Annotated in this window: 15 protein-coding genes; 6 read left to right on the forward strand and 9 right to left on the reverse strand. The window is 72.6% G+C overall.

Annotated features, from left to right (window positions below):
• Positions 1 to 100: 100 nt before the first annotated feature.
• The gene (locus ACFQRJ_RS06305; protein ID WP_377018135.1) at positions 101 to 1,606 is read right to left on the reverse strand and encodes a threonine/serine exporter ThrE family protein; all 1,506 of its coding nucleotides are present in this window, start codon (positions 1,604 to 1,606) and stop codon (positions 101 to 103) included.
• 39 nt (positions 1,607 to 1,645) lie between these two features.
• On the opposite strand from ACFQRJ_RS06305, the gene ACFQRJ_RS06310 reads away from it, so the two are divergent.
• On the forward strand, positions 1,646 to 2,257 hold the full coding sequence (locus tag ACFQRJ_RS06310; RefSeq protein WP_377018136.1) for a carbonic anhydrase: 612 nt from the start codon (positions 1,646 to 1,648) through the stop codon (positions 2,255 to 2,257).
• Positions 2,258 to 2,391: 134 nt separating this feature from the next.
• Here ACFQRJ_RS06310 and ACFQRJ_RS06315 read toward each other — a convergent pair whose 3' ends face one another.
• Entirely contained in the window at positions 2,392 to 2,682 is a 291-nt protein-coding gene (locus ACFQRJ_RS06315) for a DUF3017 domain-containing protein (RefSeq protein ID WP_377018137.1), read from the reverse strand.
• 273 nt (positions 2,683 to 2,955) lie between these two features.
• Here ACFQRJ_RS06315 and ACFQRJ_RS06320 point away from each other — a divergent pair, with 273 nt between their 5' ends.
• Positions 2,956 to 4,467 (forward strand): aspartate ammonia-lyase, encoded by a 1,512-nt coding sequence (locus ACFQRJ_RS06320; RefSeq protein WP_377018138.1) that lies wholly within the window; start codon positions 2,956 to 2,958, stop codon positions 4,465 to 4,467.
• A 24-nt stretch (positions 4,468 to 4,491) separates the two neighbouring features.
• Here the strand turns inward: ACFQRJ_RS06320 and ppk2 are convergent, their stop codons facing one another.
• The 3 genes from ppk2 to purN all read right to left on the reverse strand — a co-directional run bounded on the left by ppk2 (position 4,492) and on the right by purN (position 7,965).
• The gene (gene ppk2 / locus ACFQRJ_RS06325; RefSeq protein ID WP_377018139.1) at positions 4,492 to 5,397 is read right to left on the reverse strand and encodes a polyphosphate kinase 2; all 906 of its coding nucleotides are present in this window, start codon (positions 5,395 to 5,397) and stop codon (positions 4,492 to 4,494) included.
• A gap of 151 nt (positions 5,398 to 5,548) precedes the next feature.
• Complete coding sequence (gene purH / locus ACFQRJ_RS06330) at positions 5,549 to 7,228, reverse strand: bifunctional phosphoribosylaminoimidazolecarboxamide formyltransferase/IMP cyclohydrolase (RefSeq protein ID WP_377018140.1); 1,680 nt, start codon at positions 7,226 to 7,228, stop codon at positions 5,549 to 5,551.
• Between the two features lie 164 nt (positions 7,229 to 7,392).
• The gene (gene purN, locus ACFQRJ_RS06335; protein ID WP_377018141.1) at positions 7,393 to 7,965 is read right to left on the reverse strand and encodes a phosphoribosylglycinamide formyltransferase; all 573 of its coding nucleotides are present in this window, start codon (positions 7,963 to 7,965) and stop codon (positions 7,393 to 7,395) included.
• A 155-nt stretch (positions 7,966 to 8,120) separates the two neighbouring features.
• Between purN and ACFQRJ_RS06340 the strand changes: the two genes are divergently transcribed.
• On the forward strand, positions 8,121 to 8,546 hold the full coding sequence (locus tag ACFQRJ_RS06340) for a hypothetical protein (protein WP_377018142.1): 426 nt from the start codon (positions 8,121 to 8,123) through the stop codon (positions 8,544 to 8,546).
• On the opposite strand, the gene ACFQRJ_RS06345 is transcribed toward ACFQRJ_RS06340, so the two are convergent.
• Positions 8,524 to 10,122 (reverse strand): DUF6350 family protein, encoded by a 1,599-nt coding sequence (locus ACFQRJ_RS06345; RefSeq protein WP_377018143.1) that lies wholly within the window; start codon positions 10,120 to 10,122, stop codon positions 8,524 to 8,526. The two genes, ACFQRJ_RS06340 and ACFQRJ_RS06345, sit on opposite strands and share 23 nt — an antisense overlap.
• 176 nt (positions 10,123 to 10,298) lie before the next feature.
• Here ACFQRJ_RS06345 and ACFQRJ_RS06350 point away from each other — a divergent pair, with 176 nt between their 5' ends.
• Positions 10,299 to 11,612, forward strand: coding sequence for an isochorismate synthase MenF (locus ACFQRJ_RS06350; protein WP_377018144.1), 1,314 nt, complete (start codon positions 10,299 to 10,301; stop codon positions 11,610 to 11,612).
• A 64-nt stretch (positions 11,613 to 11,676) separates the two neighbouring features.
• Here ACFQRJ_RS06350 and ACFQRJ_RS06355 read toward each other — a convergent pair whose 3' ends face one another.
• The 3 genes from ACFQRJ_RS06355 to ACFQRJ_RS06365 are packed head-to-tail and all read right to left on the reverse strand — an operon-like array spanning position 11,677 to position 16,045.
• The gene (locus tag ACFQRJ_RS06355) at positions 11,677 to 13,185 is read right to left on the reverse strand and encodes a S1C family serine protease (protein ID WP_377018145.1); all 1,509 of its coding nucleotides are present in this window, start codon (positions 13,183 to 13,185) and stop codon (positions 11,677 to 11,679) included.
• The gene (gene menD, locus ACFQRJ_RS06360) at positions 13,182 to 15,041 is read right to left on the reverse strand and encodes a 2-succinyl-5-enolpyruvyl-6-hydroxy-3-cyclohexene-1-carboxylic-acid synthase (protein ID WP_377018146.1); all 1,860 of its coding nucleotides are present in this window, start codon (positions 15,039 to 15,041) and stop codon (positions 13,182 to 13,184) included. Before menD ends, ACFQRJ_RS06355 begins: the two co-directional genes overlap by 4 nt.
• Before the next feature lie 26 nt (positions 15,042 to 15,067).
• Positions 15,068 to 16,045 carry an o-succinylbenzoate synthase gene (locus tag ACFQRJ_RS06365; RefSeq protein WP_377018147.1) on the reverse strand — a complete coding sequence of 326 codons (978 nt, stop codon included), beginning with the start codon at positions 16,043 to 16,045 and terminating at the stop codon, positions 15,068 to 15,070.
• Between the two features lie 112 nt (positions 16,046 to 16,157).
• On the opposite strand from ACFQRJ_RS06365, the gene ACFQRJ_RS06370 reads away from it, so the two are divergent.
• Together ACFQRJ_RS06370 and ACFQRJ_RS06375 are read left to right on the forward strand one after the other, a co-directional pair.
• Positions 16,158 to 17,159 (forward strand): 1,4-dihydroxy-2-naphthoyl-CoA synthase, encoded by a 1,002-nt coding sequence (locus tag ACFQRJ_RS06370; RefSeq protein WP_377018148.1) that lies wholly within the window; start codon positions 16,158 to 16,160, stop codon positions 17,157 to 17,159.
• Between the two features lie 7 nt (positions 17,160 to 17,166).
• On the forward strand, positions 17,167 to 18,504 hold the full coding sequence (locus ACFQRJ_RS06375; RefSeq protein WP_377018149.1) for an AMP-binding protein: 1,338 nt from the start codon (positions 17,167 to 17,169) through the stop codon (positions 18,502 to 18,504).
• Positions 18,505 to 18,548: the final 44 nt, after the last annotated feature.

Raw genomic sequence — 18,548 nt, forward strand, 5'->3', positions numbered from 1 at the left:
GCGACGGAACGTGCTACGACCCCACCATCCACGAGCGGCGCAGAACCGACAGAAACGACCACAGCAGCGCTCTCACGGCCTAGAGGTTGACTCAGGGAACTCATGGGGTCTCCTCGGTGTCGGTGCGCCGCCCGTGGTTCTCCGGCGGATCCTCCGGGCCCCCGCTCTCCTCCGGGACCCCGGGATCTTCGAGGTCCTCGAACATCGCGGGAGACAGCGCTGTCATCTCGCCCGTCATCGTAGACGGTTCGACCACCTGCGCCCCGCGGCGCCTGCGGAAGCGTCGCGAACCGAGCGTCAGGCGACGACGGCGCAGGGTGGTGAACGGCGAGGAGATGCTCGGGGTGTAGGCGATGCCGCTGCGCCGGAAGTAGGGCAGCGCGCGGGAGGCCAGCATCTGCCCGAGCACGGCCCCCGAGGCGATCCCCACGGCGATCTCGGCGGCGGCGAACAGCTCGGCCGCTCCGGTGGACATGTCCCCGCTGAGCCCGAGCAGGCCCGCGTAGATTCGACTGCCGGGGACCAGAGGGATGACCCCGCCCATCACGAACAGCAGGCCCGGGGCCCGCAGTCGATCACCGAGGACGACCGAGGCGACACCGGAGACGAAGGCTGCGATGGCCACGGCGTACACGCCCTCCGGGGTGAGGCTCTTGACCAGGTGCGAGATGCTGGCCGAGCCTGCGGCGACCAGCGAGATCCAGGGCAGCATGCGCCACGGCACCTGGGTGCCCACCCCGTAGCCCAGACCCATCCCGATCCCGGAGATGACGACGACGAGGGTGGTGGTCAGAGAGAGCGGCAGGGCGGCGCTGACCGAGATGTCGGCCTCGATCATGTCGGCCAGCAGCATGCCGCCGCGCACCCCGGCCACGACGCCCACGGTCATCATCAGCGTCTCCAGGATGCGGCCGGCGGCGGTGACGTACCAGCCGGTGACGGCGTCCTGGACCGCGCCGATCGAGGAGAGTCCGGCCAGCTGGACGATGATGCAGGAGACCACCACGATCGAGGAGTTCACGGTGGGGTCGATCAGGTTCACGAGCACGGCGGCGCTGACCCCGAGGAAGCCCCCGAGCGCCTGCCCGTAGAACGGGGGGATGTGCAGCCGGGCAAGGTACTCCCCCGCCGCGATCAGCAGCCCGGCGGTGAAGGTCGCCGCGACGACCACGAGCACCCCGGCACCGAAGCTCAGCGCGGCCGATCCGCCCATCACCGCGAAGCCGGAGACCACCAGGGGCAGCTTGTACGCCGGGGCCTCGCGGGGAATCGCCTCGGCCCGGCGGCGGGCTTCCTCCAGCGGCAGCTCACCGGAGATGTAGTCGTGGGTGATGTCCTCGAACGCGGCCAGCCGTGCGAAGTCCTGGACCCGGGCGCCCGCCGAGCGGACCCGGGTGAACGGGGCCGAGGACTCGTCGGCGAGGTAGGAGATCGTGACCTCGTCGAAAGTGACCTGGACCGAGACGTTGCGGTAGCCGGAGGAGCTGGTGACCCGCAGCACGGTGGCCGTGACCTCCGAGGCCGCGGCCCCGTTCGTGAGCAGGCCCTCGCCGATCCTCATGGCGAGGTCGAATACGGCATGCAGACGTGCGGAATCGGTGGGCACAGCTCTGATCGTGCCACACTGGGCGCCGTGGAAAACACCATGCCCGACCCCCACGATCGTCATACTCCTCACGGTGCGCTGGAGGCCCTCCTGGAGGGCAACACGCGGTTCTCCGAAGGACGTTCGCAGCGCCCTCATCAGAGCGATGAGCACCGCCGCGCGCTCGCCCGCGGACAGCAGCCGTTCGCCGTGGTCCTCGCCTGCTCCGATTCCCGGGTGACCGTCGAGTTCCTCCTCGACCAGGGCTTCGGAGACCTCTTCGTGGTCCGCACCGCGGGGCACGTGCTGGACCGCTCGGTGCAGGCCTCCATCGAGTTCGCCGTCGAGCAGCTCGGCGTCTCCGCGGCGATGGTGCTGGGCCACGAGTCCTGCGGCGCGGTCGGTGCCGCCCAGCAGTACCTGGCCGACGGCCGCGAGCTGCCCGGGGCGATGCCCGCGCTGGTCGAGGGCGTGCGCGGCCACCTCGACCCTGACGGCTCCGCAGCCGACGGCGTGGACCATCACGTGATCGGCACGATCGAGGACCTGCTGGCCTCCTCCGACCTGGTGCGCAGCGCACACGAGGAGGGACGCCTGGCCGTCGCCGGCGCGGTCTACGGTCTGGTCGACGGCCGCATCCGCCTGCTGACGGCGCACCCGGAACGGGACTGACCCGCGTCAGAGCCCGTCGGAGCCGACGAGGCCGGCCCCGAGAGAGCCGAGGGGCTGACCCGCCGGGGAGCCGACCGGACTGGCCCCCGGAGAGCCGGCGGGACCGACCCGCGTCGGCGATGAGCCGACCCGGGTCAGAGATTCGGTGCGCTCGAGAGCACGCCGATCCCGATCGCCAGCAGGGCCAGCACGCTCACATCCAGCGCGCGCGAACGCACCGCCAGGGCGCCGACGGTGCGCACCGGCAGCACAGCGCGCAGCAGTGCAAGCACTCCCAGCAGCGCCGCGAGCAGGGCGCCCGCCCACGGGGTCGATACCGTCGTGCCCACGACCAGGATCCCGGCGAGCGCGCACAGGGCGAGCGTCAGTACCGCCTGCCGACGGAAAGCGGCACGCAGGGTGAACGGGGATCGGTCGGCACGCACGGCTCCATGCTACGGCCGACGCGCCGGCCGCGCGCCTGCCTGTCTGATCGGCCGGCGGCCCGGCGGGGCGACGGCCCGACTGCCCGACTGCCCGACTGCCCGACTGCCCGACTGCCCGAGGGGCCGAGGGGCCGACTGCTCGACGACGTGACTGCCCGACTGCTCGACGACGTCGAGACGGCCTCGATACGCCCGCGGCAGTCGCCGCGGCTGGTTACCCTGGCCGGGGCCGGCACTGCCGTCGGCCGTCCGCCCGATCTGGAGGATTCCGCGATGACCGTCCCCGGTACCACGCAGCACGCCGGCACGCGGAGCGAGCACGACCTGCTCGGCGACCGCGATGTGCCGGCCGACGCCTATTACGGCATCCAGACCCTGCGGGCGCGGGAGAACTTCCACATCACCGGCGTTCCGCTGAGTCACTTCCCCCGTCTGATCGAGGCGCTGGCCCAGGTCAAGCGGGCCGCGGCCCGCGCGAACAACCAGCTCGGGGCGCTCGATGACGAGCGGGCCGCCGCCATCGAGCAGGCCTGCGCGGAGATCGTCGACGGTGCCCTGCACGAGCATTTCGTCGTGGACATGATCCAGGGCGGTGCGGGTACCAGCACCAACATGAACGCCAACGAGGTCATCGCCAACCGGGCGCTGGAGATCCTGGGCCGGCAGCGGGGCGAGTACGACCGGCTGCACCCCAACAATCACGTCAACCTCGGCCAGTCCACCAACGACGTGTACCCCACCGCGGTGCGTCTGGCGATGATGCTGTCCTTCCCCGCGCTGGCGGATGCGATGGACTCGCTGATCGGGACGCTGCGCTCCAAGGGCGAGGAATTCTCCTCGGTGCTGAAGGTGGGCCGCACCCAGATGCAGGACGCCGTGCCGATGACGGTCGGCCAGGAGTTCAACGGCTGGGCGACGACGATCGCCGAGGACGTCGAGCGCCTCACCCGCACCGCGACCCTCTTCCAGGAGATCAACCTCGGCGCGACCGCGATCGGGACCGGCATCACCTCCGATCCGGGCTACGCCCAGTTGGCCACGCAGGAGCTCGCTGAGCTCACCGGTGTGCCCTTCACCGTCTCCGCGGACCTGGTCGAGGCCACCAGCGACACCGGCGCCTTCGTGACGTTCTCGGGGGTCCTCAAGCGGATCGCGGTGAAGATCTCCAAGATCTGCAACGACCTGCGGCTGCTGTCCTCGGGGCCGCGGGCGGGCCTGGCGGAGATCATCCTGCCGGCCGTGCAGCCGGGCAGCTCGATCATGCCGGGCAAGGTGAATCCGGTGATTCCCGAGGTCGTCAACCAGGTCGCCTTCGAGGTGATCGGCAACGACCTCACGGTGACCTTCGCGGCCGAGGGCGGGCAGCTCCAGCTGAACGCGTTCGAGCCCGTGATCTGCTTCAACATCCTCGAGTCCACGCGCATCATGATCCGTGCCATGAACACCCTGGCCGATCGCTGCATCGCGGGGATCACCCTGAACGAGCACGTCCTGGACAGCTACCTGCGACGCTCGATCGGAGTGATCACGGCCCTGGTCCCGGTGATCGGCTACGCCGCCGCGACGGACGTGGCCGCCACCGCGCTGGAGACGGGACGCCCGGTCGCCGATCTCGTCCTGGAGCGCGGCCTGGTCGACGAGCGCCGCCTGCAGAGCCTGCTCTCCCCCGCCTCGATGACCGCCCCGGTGCGGGCCACCTCCACCGGCACGTTCCCCGCGCCGGAGAACGCGAAGCTGGATTCCGGGGAGATCACCCGCCTGCCCACGGAGTCCAGCGGCGACTGACCCCGGGCAGAGGCGGCGCTCAGCTCACTCGTCGGCCTCTTCCATCTTGCCGCGCATCACCAGCTTCGGATCCGGCTTCCCGACGACTTCGTGGTCCTTGTCCTCGTACTCGAACTGGGAGAGGAAGTAGCGCATCGCGTTCAGGCGCGCACGCTTCTTGTCGTTGGAGCGGATGATCGTCCACGGCGCGTACTTCTTGTCCGTCCGGCGGAACATCTCCTCCTTGGCCTGGGTGTAGGCCTCCCAGCGGTCCAGGGACTCGAGGTCCATCGGGGACAGCTTCCAGCGGCGCACCGGGTCCAGCTGCCGGATCGCGAAGCGGGTGCGCTGCTCCTTCTGCGAGACCGAGAACCAGAACTTGGTGAGGTGGATACCGGAGTCGACGAGCATGCGCTCGAAGTAGGGCACCTGGTTCATGAAGGTCTCGTACTGCTCCGGGGTGGCGAAGCCCATCACGCGCTCCACACCGGCGCGGTTGTACCAGGAGCGGTCGAACAGCACGATCTCGCCCTCGGTGGGCAGGTGCTGGACGTAGCGCTGGAAGTACCACTGGCCGCGCTCGCGGTCGCTGGGCTTGTTCAGCGCGACGACGCGGGCGGTGCGGGGGTTGAGGTGCTCGGTGAAGCGCTTGATGGTGCCGCCCTTGCCGGCCGCGTCCCGCCCCTCGAAGATGATGATGGCCTTCTGGTCGTTGTCCTCCAGCCAGTACTGGTACTTCAGCAGCTCCACCTGGAGGCGGTACTTCTCGAGCTCGTACTCGTCGCGGTCCATGCGCGTGTCGTACGGGTACCCCTCCTGCCAGGTGTAGACGGGGTTGCCCTGGGGGTCGATCAGGTCGGGGTCGGGGGTGTGCCCGTCCGCGACCGTGTACCCCTCCTCGCGCAGATGTTCGATGTACTCGCGCAGGCTCTGGTTGTCCGGGATCCTCACGGTCGCTCCTTCGGTCGCTGGTCTATGCACCCCACCCTAGGTCTCCATCGTGACCGAGCGGTGAACAAACCGGGACGACCCACCGGCGCGACGGGCGGATGTGCGCAGGCAAGAGCTGCCGAGGGCAGGGGCTCGGACGCGGTCGTGGGCCTCAGTGGGCGAAGTGGCGGGTCCCGGTGAGATAGAGCGTGGCGCCGGCGGCGCGGCAGGCCTCGATCACGTCCTCGTCGCGGATGGAGCCGCCGGGCTGGACGATCGCCTTCACCCCCGCGTCAAGCAGGATCTGGGCGCCGTCGGCGAAGGGGAAGAACGCGTCCGAGGCCGCCACGGCGCCGCGGGCGCGCTCCGGGGCGGCCTCGCCCTCGGCGTGCTCGCCGAGCGTGTTGGCACGGGTGACAGCCAGGCGGCAGGAGTCCAGGCGGTTGACCTGGCCCATCCCGATGCCGACGGCCGCGCCGTCAGCGGCCAGCAGGATGGCGTTGGACTTCACCGCGCGCACGGAGCGCCAGGCGAAGGCGAGGTCGGCGAGGGTGGCCTCGTCGGCGGCCTCCCCGGCGGCGAGGGTCCAGTTGCCGGGATCATCGCCCTCCGCGTCGAGGCGGTCGGCATCCTGGACCAGGGAGCCGCCCCAGATCTCATGGATCTCGACGGGCCGCTGGTAGGCGCCCTGGAGCCGGAGGATGCGGAGGTTCTTCTTGGTGCGCAGCAGGTCGAGCGCCTCGTCGTCGTAGGCCGGGGCCAGGATGACCTCGGTGAAGACGGGCTTGACCTGCTGGGCCATGGCGAGGGTGACCGGACGGTTGGTGGCGATGACGCCGCCGTAGGCGGAGACCGGGTCGGTGCCATGGGCACGCCGATGGGCGCCGGCGATGTCCTCGCCCTCGGCCGTGACGGCGATGCCGCAGGGGTTGTTGTGCTTGACCACGGCCACGCACGGGCGCTCATGGTCGAAGGCGGCGCGCACGGCGGCGTCCGCATCGACGTAGTTGTTGTAGCTCATCTCCTTGCCGCCGAGCTGCTCGGCGCCGGCGATACCGGGCTGGTCGTCGTCGATGACGGCGACGCGGGCGCGCTGGTGGGGGTTCTCGCCGTAGCGCAGGGTGCGGAAGCCGGAGGCGGCGGCCTCCTCGTCGGCCATGTCCAGCACGAAGGCGGCGGAGCCGCTGGGCCCGTCGGCCTCGTCCTCGCTCGCGCGGCCGGGGCCGGCGCCCTGGCCCTCGTCGGCATCCTCGGTGAGCCGGCTCAGCATCCAGTCGCTGATGGCCTCGTCGTACTCGGCAGTGCGGGTGAACGCGATGGTCGCCAGCTCCTGGCGCTCGGCCTGGGTGAACCCGCCCGCTGCGGCGGCGTCGGCGGCCCGGGAGTAGTCCTGGGGATCGACGACCACGGCGAGGGAGGCGAAGTTCTTGGCGGCCCCGCGCACCATGGACGGCCCGCCGATGTCGATCTTCTCGATGATCTCCTCGAAGCTGCCGCCGGCGGCGACGGTCTCGCTGAAGGGGTAGAGGTTCACCACGACCAGGTCGAAGGCCTCGATCTCGTGGGTGCTGAGCTGTTCGCGGTGCGAATCGAGCCGCTGGTCGGCGAGGATCCCGGCGTGGACGCGGGGATGGAGGGTCTTCACGCGTCCGTCGAGCATCTCCGGGAACCCGGTGACGGTCTCGACGTCGGTGACCGGGGTGCCGGCCTCGCGGATGGTGGCGGCGGTGGAGCCGGTGGAGACGATCTCGGCGCCGTTATCGGCCAGGGTGCGGGCGAGCTCGGTGATGCCCGTCTTGTCGAAGACGGAGATGAGGGCGCGGCGAATCGGGCGGCGTGCAGCGGTGTTCACGTGGCGTGCTCCTGTTCGGATCTGTTCCTTGCCGCGGGCACCCAGGCGGTCGATGCCCACAGACGTCACTCCCCGGTGGTCTCCCACCTTCGCCAGTCGTGTGAGGCCACTGTATCCGGACCTCGCGGGCGGTGCCCGGCTCGGTCAGGATCAGTCGGCCCGGGTCAGGACGCGGCGGTCAGCCGCCGCACGACGTCGACCAGGAGCGGCTGCTCGGCACGCTTGATGCGCTCGTGGAGGGACTCCTCCGTGTCCGTGTCCAGCACCTCGACCGGGGCCTGGGCGAGGATGCGGCCGGTGTCGACACCGGCGTCCACCTCGATGACGCTGACGCCGGTGACCTTCACCCCGTGGGCGAGGGCGTCGCGGACGCCGTGGGCGCCGGGGAAGGACGGGAGCAGGGCCGGGTGGGTGTTGATGATGCGTCCGCCGTAGGCCTCCAGCAGCGGGGGGCCGACGAGTTTCATGAATCCCGCCAGCACGACCAGCTGCGGGTCCAGGCGGGCCATGGCGCGCGCGAGGGCCTGATCCCACGCCGGACGGTCCGGATGGTCGCCGAGCCGCACCACCTCGGTGGGGATCCCCTCGGCGCGGGCGTGCTCGAGGCCGGAGGCGTCGCGATCGGCGATGACGCCGACCACGGTGTACGGGCAGTCCTGGTCCTGGGCGGCGCGCAGCAGGGCGGCGAGATTGGAGCCGGTGCCGGAGATGAGGACGGCCACGGGGGTTCGGGTCACCGGATGTCGCATCACCGGGTCAGCGTAATGCGGGCACCGACCGCGACGCTCCACGCCCATCCGGCCGAGGCCTGTCCGGCTCGATCTGCGGCGAGGGGCTGGGCTGGGCTGGGCTGATCAGGATCAGTCCCGGCGAAGCGGGCACAATGGGACCGATGAGCAGCGAACAGAACAGCGATCGGGGCACGGCGTCGGGCGGCAGGGGGTCGGCGCGGCACCGTCGTCTGCTGGGCGGGCTGACGCTCGCGCTGCTGGCGTCCTGGCTGCTGACGCTCGCTCCCCTGCCGTTCTCCCTGTTCGCCGGGGTGGCGGGCCTGGCCGCGCTGGTGCTGCTGATCCTGCTGGTCGTGCAGTCCTTCCGGGAGGGGCGCCGCGGCATGGCGATCATGGCGGCCGTGATCGGCGTGCCGGCCACGCTGATGATCATCACCGGCTCGCTGCTCTCGCTGCTGTTCTACGGGCCGATGGCGGAGATCCAGGAGTGCCGCGCGACGGCGATCACCGAGCAGGCGCAGTCGCAGTGCGATGTCGAGGCGCAGGACTCGATGGCCGAATGGCTCAGCGGTCTTCTGGGCGGCTGAGACCGAAGGCGCCCTCGGCCTCGCCCTCGGCCCCTTCGCCGGTCGCGCTTCGTCCGTCGGCCTCGCTCGCTCCGTCGGTCGCGCTTCGTCCGTCGGCCGAGCCCGGTGCCTCGCCGGCACCGCCGTCAGCGTCGGCCTCGCTCTGTCCATCGCTCGGGTCGTCGTCGCCAGCGCCGGCCCCGCCGGTGCGCGGGCCGGGCTCCGACTCCGGCACGTCCCGTTGCGTGTCGGACCCGTTCTGCGACGGGGTGTGCCGGTGCGCGTCGTTCTGGGCGGTGCGTCCCCGAGGGTGGGTCGTCTCCGAGCGCTCGGCCTTCTCGGCGCCTTCCACCTTCTCGCGCAGCGCGGCGACCAGGGCGCGGGACCAGTCGATCAGCGGGGTGGCCATCACCACCAGCACCACAGCGGTGGAGACCGCCACGATGCCCGTCAGCGGGAGCACCAGGCTGTCCATCTGCGGGCCCAGGTGGACGAGGCGGCCGTCTCCGATGCCACCGGTGGACAGGCCCGCCAGCAGCAGCACCGCGAGGATCACCGACGCGGGGTAGGCGATCCAGGCGGTGACGCGGTCGCGCAGCTCGAGGTCCGCGACGTTGCCGACGAGGTTGACGGCGCCGGCCGCGACGGGGATCGCGGGAAGGACCAGCAGCGCCCACATCCAGCCGGGGAAGTCCCCGGGGCCCGGCAGCGCACCCAGCATGGGCAGCGCCGGCATCACGCCGGTCTCGGCGCCGGCCAGCGAGATCCCCGTCGAGGTGCCCACACCGATGGTGCCGCCGGCGACGACCACCAGCGCCCACAGAGCCAGCAGCGGCAGCAGTGCGAGCTGGATCAGGGTCAGCACGATGCCGCCGACGATCCCGGGCGAGAGGGACTCGAACAGCGAGGACTGCGCGGGCAGGGAGACCAGCAGCATCACCACGGTCACCAGCATCCCGAGCCCGAGCAGGCCCACCACGGCGATCAGCGCGGCCCGGGCGATGTCGCCGTACGGGCTGGGCAGGAGGTCGAGCACGCGCACCCCGGGAACCGTCGAGGTGGCGTCACGGCGCAGGGAGAACAGCACCCCGGCCAGGCCGCCGAGGACGGCGATCATCGCGCCGGAGACCAGCGCCGAGGTCACCACGGGGCTGGCCTCGGCGCTGCGCCCGATCCCGGCCAGCACCGCCAGCCCGACGGCGTAGACGAACGCATAGGAGCCCAGCGCCCCGCCGGCGTCGCGCAGGGCGCGGGCGCGCAGCACGCCGTCGTCGCGGACCAGCCGCAGGGCCCGTCCTACCCGGCGCATGCCCAGCAACGAGATCGCCAGCAGCACGATGAGCAGCCCGAACGGGGTCAGGGTGACGGCGCCCTCGACGACCCCTGTGCTCAGCACGATCCCGCCGCCGTGGCCGAGGACCAGCAGGTTCAGAGCGATGATCACCGCGTCCAGCACGGTCGCGGAGGACCGGGTGCCGGCGACCTGGGCGGCCAGCGCAGGGACCACCACCACGGCGAGCGCCGTCCCGAGGGAGAGGATCGCGGCGATCGCGCCACGGGCCACGGGCGTCGCGATGCTGTCGCCGTTGCTGCTCACGGGATGCTCCTTGGGCGGGTCACGACGGGGAAGCGGAGCCGAGGGGGCTCCGGGGCCGGCACCCCGAGGTCGGGGTCGCCGGTCCATAGTCGCACCTCGGCGCGGCCGGGCCGTGCATCCGGGGAGGGGACACAGGTCACGGCGCGGGGCGCGGCGGGTGCCGCATAATGACACGGATGTCCGCCCCGAATCCCAGCCCTGAGGCCGCCGCCGAACCGGTGACGCTCTCCGCCCGCACAGTCCGCATCGAGGAGCCGGTCGACCTGCTGGGCCATATCCCGGTCGGGGTCAGTGCGGCATGGCTGCGGCACGGTCAGGGCATGGTCGCGCTCGGCTCGGCATGGTCGGTGCGCACGGCCGGCCCGCATCGCTTCGCCGCCGCCAGCGCCGCCTTCCGAGCGGTCGCCGCCCGTGCCCGCGTCGATGATGAGGTGCGCACCCGTACCAGCGGGCTGCTCGCACTGGGCAGCTTCTCCTACGCGGATTCCTCGGCGAGGTCGTCCGTGCTGATGGTGCCGCGGGCCGTGCTGGGGGTCCATGACGGGGAGTCGTTCCTGACCGTGGTCGGGGTCGACGAGGACCCGCTCATGCCGGCCTCCTGGCGGGATCTGTTCCCCTCCTCCCCCGTCGTGTCCGCGACGCCGGGAGCCCTCGAGGTGGAGGCGGAGCACACGCCGGACGAGTACCAGTGGCTGGTCCGCGACGCCGTCGAGGAGATCCGGCAGGGCGGGGCCGCGAAGGTCGTGCTGTCCGAGCGCACGACGGTTCGTTCCGGGACCCCGATCGAGCCGGCGGTGCTGCTGACGCGACTGGCCCGCGACTATCCCAGCACCTGGGTGTACCACCTGGACGACGTGGTCGGGGCGAGCCCGGAGATGCTCGCCCAGACCGAGCACGGCCGGGTCTTCTCCCGCGTGCTCGCGGGCACCCGGCCGGTGGCCGACAACGGCGAGCTGGACGAGGCCGACCGTCGTGCCTTCCGCGCCGACGCCAAGGAGCTCTCCGAGCACGCGTTCGCCGCGGAGTCCGTGGTCGAGCGTCTCGCCGGCCTGGCCGAGGACATCGAGGTCTCCTCGGAGCCGTTCGTGCTGCGTCTGCCGGGGCTGGAGCATCTGGCCTCCGACGTCTCCGCGAGGCTGCTCGAGGGCGTGACGAGCCTGGATGTCGCCTCCCGGCTGCACCCCTCGGCGGCTGTCTCGGGCACGCCCCGGGACGCGGCCGACGAGATCATCTCCCGTCTGGAGACGCACGACCGCGGCGGATATGCGGCACCCGTGGGGTGGATGGACGCCCACGGCGATGGACAGTGGGCGATCGCGCTGCGGATGGCCCATCTGGTCGATGAGCACACGGCACGACTGCACGCGGGCGGCGGGCTGGTGGCCGCCTCGGATCCGGTCTCGGAACACGCTGAGGTCCTCGCCAAGTGCCGCCCGATGCTGCGCGCTCTGCGCGGCGAGCCGACTCAGGATCCTGCCGGGCGCGCCTGACCTGACCGGGGCGCAGCCGGGGACTCGCGGCCCGGCTCAGGAGTGAATGCTCAGGAGGCAGCGCTCAGGAGGGTGCCTGGCCCAGCGTGATCTGGAGTTCCTGGACGTCCTGGTCGCGGACCACGGTCAGCGTGTGCTCGGAGTCCACCGGCAGTCCGCGCACCACCCCGGTCAGGGCGGCTGCGCTGCCCACGGGCGTCTCGTCCACCGCGGTGATCAGATCACCCTCCTGCAGCCCGGCCTGCTCCGCAGGGCTCCCGGGCTCGACACTGACCACCTCTGCGCCCCGGTGGGTGACATCGCCGACGGTCTGCGCCCCGTCGGTGCTGGTCACACCGACGTACGCGTGGTCGGCCGTGCCGTCGGCCTGGAGCTGACCGGCGATCATCGCGGCCGTGTTCGAGGGGATCGCGAAGCCGAGGCCGATGCTTCCGGCCTGACCGGAGGCGTTGGGGATCCCGGCGATGGCGGTGTTGATGCCGATCACCTGGCCGGCGGCGTCCACGAGCGGGCCCCCGGAGTTGCCGGGGTTGATGGCCGCGTCGGTCTGGATCGCGGAGGTGTACGTGGCGTCGGAGCCGTCCGTCTCGTCCCCCGAGGCCGTGACCGGCCGATCCAGCGCCGAGACGATGCCGGTGGTCACCGTGTTCTCCAGTCCCAAGGGAGTCCCGAAGGCCATCACCGACTGACCCACCGTGACGGTCGAGGAATCGGCGAAGGTGGCCGGCTGGAGACCCTCCGGCGGGGAGTCCAGGCGGATCACCGCGAGGTCCGTGGTGGGGTCGGTGCCGACGACGGAGGCGGAGTAGGACAGGCCGTCGCTGGTGGTCACCTGCGCGGACTCCGCGTCGGTGACGACGTGGTTGTTGGTCAGGATCGCCCCCTGCTCGTCGAGGATCACGCCGGTGCCCTGGCTGGTCCCGGCCCCCGAGGAGACCTGGATCGCGACGGCGCTCGGCGCGACCTGATCGGCGACCGCCGTCCAGTCCGGATCCTCGGTGGAGGACACCGCGGTGGGGCTGGCCGTCGTGCCAGGAGACGGGGTCGACTGCTCCGTCGCCGGCGCCTCCGGATCGATGAACTCGTCGTAGGCGACGACGCCGCCGAGGGTCGCGCCGCTGGAGAACAGCATCCCCAGTGCCACCAGCGCCGTCACCCCGCCCCAGCCGGGGCCGCGTCGCCGTGGTGCCGAGCCGGCCGGCGGGACCGCGGACGGAGCCGAGCCGGCCGCCGGGGTCGCGGCCGGAGCCGAGCCGGCCGCCGGGGTCGCGGCCGGAGCGGATGAGGCCGGGGAGGCGAAGGGGTCGGAGTACGTGCCGGCCGCGGGACCCCACGCGGCTGCGTCCTCCGCTGCCGGTGGGTACGCGGAGTCGTCGCCGGGCCCGGACCCGGCGTGGTCCGGGGTCGGCTCGAACTGCTCGGTCGGCGGAGTGTCCTGGGCGCCGCGGTACCCGCCGGGAAGGTTCGGGTCCCCCGGGCCCCTGTACCCGAAGAACGGGGCGGCATGGTCGGGGGTCGACGCGGCGTCGTCGTGGTTCTCGTACGGTTCGCGCTCGTCCTTCATGTCATTCATGGGACCACCTCTGCTGCCGAATTCGACGATTGCGAGCTGGACCCTTCCTGGACGAGGAACGCCCGTAGCCCGGATCCCGACTGTGCCAGTGCTGCGGGCAGGCTGTCCGCGTCCACGCGCTGCACGGCGGCGCCCAGAGCAGTCACGGCGCCGGCGATGTCCACGCCGTGCGGAGTGGTGAAGAACCGCCGCAGCAGCTCGGGAGGGGCGGCGGCGTGCTCAAGGCCGGAGAAGATCCGGCCACCCCCGTCGTCGACGACGATCACATCGAGGTCGGGGGTCTGCTCGTGGGGACCGATGACCAGCCCGGTGAGGTCGTGCAGAGCCGTGAGGTCGCCGGCCAGCACCCGCACCCGGCCCGGTGCGGCCCCGGCCTCGGTTCCCGCCCCCGGCACGTCGCCGGAGCCGCGAAGGGCCAGGGCGATGCCGCCGGCCATTGAGAGGGTGCCGTCGATCCCGGCCAGACCGCGGTTGGCGATGATGCGCCCTGCGGTGGCGCCCGCGTGCTGCTCGAGGTCGCGGATCAGGCTCGAGGAGCCGAGCACGAGCAGGTCGTCCTCACCGGTCGCGTTCCAGACGGCGAGGGCGGCCCGCTGCTGCCAGGCAGCCGTCAGCTGCGCCGTGCGGTCCGCGGCGGCGCGGCGCCACGCCTCCAGGCGCTCCTGGCGCGCCGCGACCTCGAGGCGGTCCTGCTGGTTCTCGGACCGGTCCTGCTGCTCGTCCTCGCCGGTGCCGGCGCCGGTGCCGGCACCGGCACCATCGCCAGTCCCAGCGCCGGATCGGATGCTGTCGGCCAGGGCCGGGTCCTCCCCCGCGGCCGCGGGGACGACGAGGCGAGCACGGCGTGCGGCGTCGGCCCAGTCGGGATGCTGGTCGACCACGATCACCTCGACGTCCTCGGCGCCGAGCAGCTGGCCGATCACGGGCCGCGAGAGGGTCGGGTGCCCGAACACGATGGCCCGCTCGGGCCGCAGCGGGTGGTCCGGGTCGGCCATGATCTCCGCGAGCAGTGCGGGGTAGCCGGGCACGAGCGTCGCGCCGCCGCGCGCGCCGGAGCTGGGTTCGGCCAGCAGCGGCAGGTGGTGGCGCTCGGCGAATCCGCGCGCAGCCGCGCCGGCGTCACCGGCGACGACGACGGTGCGCGCGCTGACCGGAACGGGATGCGCCGGCGGCGGCACGGGCGCCGGGCGGTGGGTGAGCACGATCCGCTCGCGCTCCCCCGCGGGGATGTCGGCGGCAGGGGCCCGGGGTACGAGAGGGTCGCGGAACCCGAGGTTGAGGTGGACCGGGCCGGGATGCTCGCCCGTCGCGACGGCGAACGCGCGGGCGGCCACCGAGACGGCGGTGCGCAGTTCGGCCGGCGTGGCGCCGGTGGCCGTGGGGGCGGGCAGATCGGCGTCGAAGCGCACCAGCGAGCGGAACATGCCGGCCTGCCGCGTGGTCTGGTTCGCGCCGACGTCGCGCAGCTCGGCGGGTCGATCCGCGGTCAGCACCAGCAGCGGCACGCGCGAGTGGTGGGATTCCATCACGGCCGCCAGCAGGTGCGCCGTCGCGGTGCCGGAGGTGGTGGCCACGACCGCCGGATGCGCGCGGTCGTGGCGCGAGAGCCCCAGGGCGGTGAAGGCGGCGGCACGCTCGTCGATACGCACGTGAGAGCGGATCTCTGCGGCCGGACGGGGCTCGCAGAGCCCGTAGACGAGCGGGGCGGAGCGCGACCCCGGGGCGAGGACGGCGTCCCGGACGCCGAGCGCTGCCAGTGCGTCCCAGATCGCGACCGCTTCCTCGACCGCGCCGGATCCTGCGAGACGGGGTGTGCTGATCGACGAGGGCGGCGCGGGAAGGGCGGTCTCGTGCATGTTGCCAGAGTAGTTCGGCACAGCCGTCACCACCGCGCGGCGCAGACCTCCAGGCGTTCCTGCCACCGGGCGGCGAGCTCGGGCGGCGCCGCATGCCGCTCCAGCAGCTCCGGCTCGGGCTCGGGACGGCCGACGGGGATCGTGCCGCCGGCTGCATGCAGCGGCTCGGTGACCAGATCCCCAGTGAGCAGGGCGGCGGTGGCGAGGCCGCAGGCATGGGTGAGCTCGGGCAGGGCGGCGGCGAACGCGAGGCCGGCGCTGAGACCGACGCTGGACTCCAGGGCGGAGGAGACGACCACGGGCAGGCCTGCCTGCTCGGCGAGGTCCAGGCACCGTGCCACGCCCCCGAGCGGCTGCACCTTCAGCACCAGCACGTCGGCCGCCTCGGCCCGCGCCACCCGCAGCGGGTCCTCGGCCCTCCGCACCGATTCGTCGGCCGCGATCGGGATGTCGAGGGCGCGGCGCACCGAGGCGAGATCCTCGATGCTCGCGCAGGGCTGCTCGGCGTACTCGAGGCCCCCGGCGGCCCGGTCCAGCACCGGCAGGGCGGCCAGCGCCTCCTCCAGGGTCCAGGCGGCGTTGGCGTCGATGCGGAGCCGGGCATCCGGTCCCATCGCGTCGCGCACGGCCTCCAGCCGCGCGGCGTCCTCGGCCAGGGTCGAGGCGGGATCGGCGACCTTGACCTTGGCGGTGCGGGCGCCGCCGACGGTGGCGATGCGGTGGGCCAGCACGGCGGGGACCACGGGGATGGTGGCATTGACCTCGATCTGCTCACGACGCGGAGCCGGGCGGGGATCGGTGGCGTCGGCGAGCGCCGCACGCAGCCAGGTCGCCGACTCGTCGGCGTCGTAGTCCCAGAACGGGGAGAACTCGGCCCAGCCGGCGGGCCCGTGCAGGAGCAGTCCGTCCCGTTCGGTGATGCCGCGGAAGCGTGTGGTCAGGGGGATCGACCAGGCGAGGACACGATCGATGCCGCGCTCGCGCAGAGCGGTGGGGATGCGCATCCCTCGAGGTTAACGGGACGAGGGCCGCCGGCCGAAACCGCGGGCCCGTCCTCCGCGGCGCTGAGGTACGGGGAGCTGATGTCCGAGGCGAGCCCGGACTACCCTGAGTCCCATGACCTCCGCCGCCGCTGCTTCGTCATTGCCCCCGTCGGTCTCCGAGACCTTCGATCCCCGTCGGTGGCGGGAGGTGACGCCGGCAGAGCACGGCGGGCAGGCCCTCAGCGATGTCACCTATCACCGGGCCGTCGAGCGCATCGAGAGCCCGGACGGGGAGGCGACCATCCGCGACCTGCCCTGCGTCCGGGTCGCCTTCGATCGGCCCGAGGTGCGCAATGCCTTCCGTCCCCGAACGGTCGATGAGCTGTACCGGGCGCTGGATCATGCCCGCCTGGATCCCGGCGTCGGCGTCATCCTCCTCACCGGCAACGGCCCCTCGCCCAAGGACGGCGGCCGCGCCTTCTGCTCCGGCGGCGACCAGCGCATCCGAGGCCGCTCCGGCTACGAGTACGCCGAGCAGGAGGAGCTGGGCGAGACCTCGCAGGTGCGCGCCGGCTCCAGCGGGCGGCTGCACATCCTCGAGGTCCAGCGTCTGATCCGCACAATGGGGAAGGTCGTCATCGCCGTGGTCAACGGATGGGCGGCCGGCGGCGGGCACTCCCTGCACGTGGTCGCCGATCTGAGCATCGCTTCCCGCGAGCACGCGCGCTTCAAGCAGACCGACGCCGATGTGGGTTCCTTCGACGGCGGCTACGGCTCGGCCTACCTCGCCAAGCAGGTGGGCCAGAAGCGGGCGCGGGAGATCTTCTTCCTCGCCGAGGAGTACTCCGCCCAGGACGCCCTCGACTGGGGCGCGGTGAACCGGGTGGTGGACCATGCGGACCTCGAGGAGGAGGCGCTGCGGCAGGCCGCGGTGATCGCCACCAAGTCCCCGCAGGCGATCCGGATGCTGAAGTTCGCCTTCAACCTGGCCGACGACGGGCTCATGGGCCAGCAGGTCTTCGCCGGTGAGGCCACCCGACTGGCCTACATGACCGACGAGGCCGCCGAGGGCCGTGACGCCTTCCTCGAGAAGCGCTCCCCCGACTGGTCGCCGTTCCCCCACCCCCAGGGCTGAGCGCGCCGTGACTCCCCCGTCCCAGCGCGCCGCGGCTCCCCCGCCCGAGCGTCCCTGGCTCATCCCGCCCCGCGACGATGCCTCCGCCGCCTCCCTGGACGCGCACGCCCGCGCCATCGACGAGGTCATGGCCGGCACCGGGAGGCTGTGGCTGGGCCCCTTCGATCCTCCGCCGACTCTGCCCGCGGGGTTCGAGGAGACCGCGCTGGTGGTCCCGACCTCCGGGTCGACCGGGACCGCCAAGGCAGTGGCCCTGACCCGCCAGGCGCTGCTGGCCTCCCATGACGCCACGGCCGCCCATCTGGCGGCGGACGTCTCGGCGGGAGCCGGCACCTCCACGCGGTCCCGGAGCGCTGTGGCCGGATCCGGGGGGCACGGGTTCTGGCTCCCGCTGCTCCCGCCGACCCACATCGCCGGAGTGCAGGTCATCGCCCGCGCCCACCGCACCGCCCAGGTGCTGGGCCTGCCCGAACCGGCTCTGCCGGACCCGCTGCCGGACCTGCGGGGGCATTTCGACGCCGCCGCCTTCGTCGCGCTGGCCGAGCCCGCGCTCGAGCAGGCCGCTGCGGCCGGGCTGCCCGCGTTCACCTCGCTGGTCCCCACCCAGCTCACCCGGATCGTCACCGGGGGCTCCGGGGCCGACGCCCGCGCCCGCGCGGTCCTCAAGCGCTTCGACGCCGTGCTCGTCGGTGGCGCCGCGACCAGAGGTGACGTGCTCGCACGAGCCCGCGCCCAGCGGATCCGCGTCGTCACGACCTACGGGTCCTCCGAGACCGCGGGCGGCTGCGTCTACGACCGTCGGCCGCTGCCGGGGGTGCAGCTGCGGGTGCAGGCGCCCGACAGCGACGGCGCGGGGCGGCTGGCGATCATCTCCCCCACCCTGGCGCTGGGCTACCTCACCGCGGACGGCGGCACCGACACCGCGGCGTTCTCGCAGGACGAGCCCCGTTCCTTCAGCACGTCGGACCTCGCCGAGCTCGACCCGGACGGCGCGCTGACCGTGCTGGGCCGTGCCGACGACGTCATCAACACCGGCGGCCGGAAGGTCCTACCGCAGGATGTCGAGCGCGCCATCGACCGCTCCCTCATGCTGCGCGGGCTGGTGCGCTCCTGTGTCGTGGTGGGGGTGGATGATCCCGAGTGGGGCCAGCGGGTCGAAGTCCTGGTCACCCTCGAGGCGGGCGCGGAGCCCGCAGAAGCGCCGTCGCTCGTGCGCTCCGCCCTGCGTACCAGCGACGTCCCGGCGCACATGGTCCCCAAGCGGGTCCATGTGGTCGAGGAGCTGCCCCTGCTGGGGATCGGGAAGGTGGATCGGGCCGCGGCCCGGCGCCTCGCAGCCGGATGAGCGCGGCCGCCGGGCTCTGCGTCGCTGTGCCGTGGGCCACGGCA

Source organism: Brachybacterium sp. GCM10030252 (genome assembly GCF_042666535.1).
In the GTDB taxonomy this organism is placed as follows: Bacteria; Actinomycetota; Actinomycetes; order Actinomycetales; family Dermabacteraceae; genus Brachybacterium.

Excerpts from the sequence above, each read along its gene's own strand:
- ACFQRJ_RS06355 (WP_377018145.1), bottom strand. The coding sequence starts at position 13,185 with ATGAATGACATGAAGGACGAGCGCGAACCGTACGAGAACCACGACGAC.
- ACFQRJ_RS06320 (WP_377018138.1), top strand. The coding sequence starts at position 2,956 with ATGACCGTCCCCGGTACCACGCAGCACGCCGGCACGCGGAGCGAGCAC.
- ACFQRJ_RS06310 (WP_377018136.1), top strand. The coding sequence starts at position 1,646 with ATGCCCGACCCCCACGATCGTCATACTCCTCACGGTGCGCTGGAGGCC.
- ACFQRJ_RS06340 (WP_377018142.1), top strand. The coding sequence starts at position 8,121 with ATGAGCAGCGAACAGAACAGCGATCGGGGCACGGCGTCGGGCGGCAGG.
- ACFQRJ_RS06370 (WP_377018148.1), top strand. The coding sequence starts at position 16,158 with ATGACCTCCGCCGCCGCTGCTTCGTCATTGCCCCCGTCGGTCTCCGAG.
- ACFQRJ_RS06365 (WP_377018147.1), bottom strand. The coding sequence starts at position 16,045 with ATGCGCATCCCCACCGCTCTGCGCGAGCGCGGCATCGATCGTGTCCTC.
- ACFQRJ_RS06350 (WP_377018144.1), top strand. The coding sequence starts at position 10,299 with ATGTCCGCCCCGAATCCCAGCCCTGAGGCCGCCGCCGAACCGGTGACG.
- menD (WP_377018146.1), bottom strand. The coding sequence starts at position 15,041 with ATGCACGAGACCGCCCTTCCCGCGCCGCCCTCGTCGATCAGCACACCC.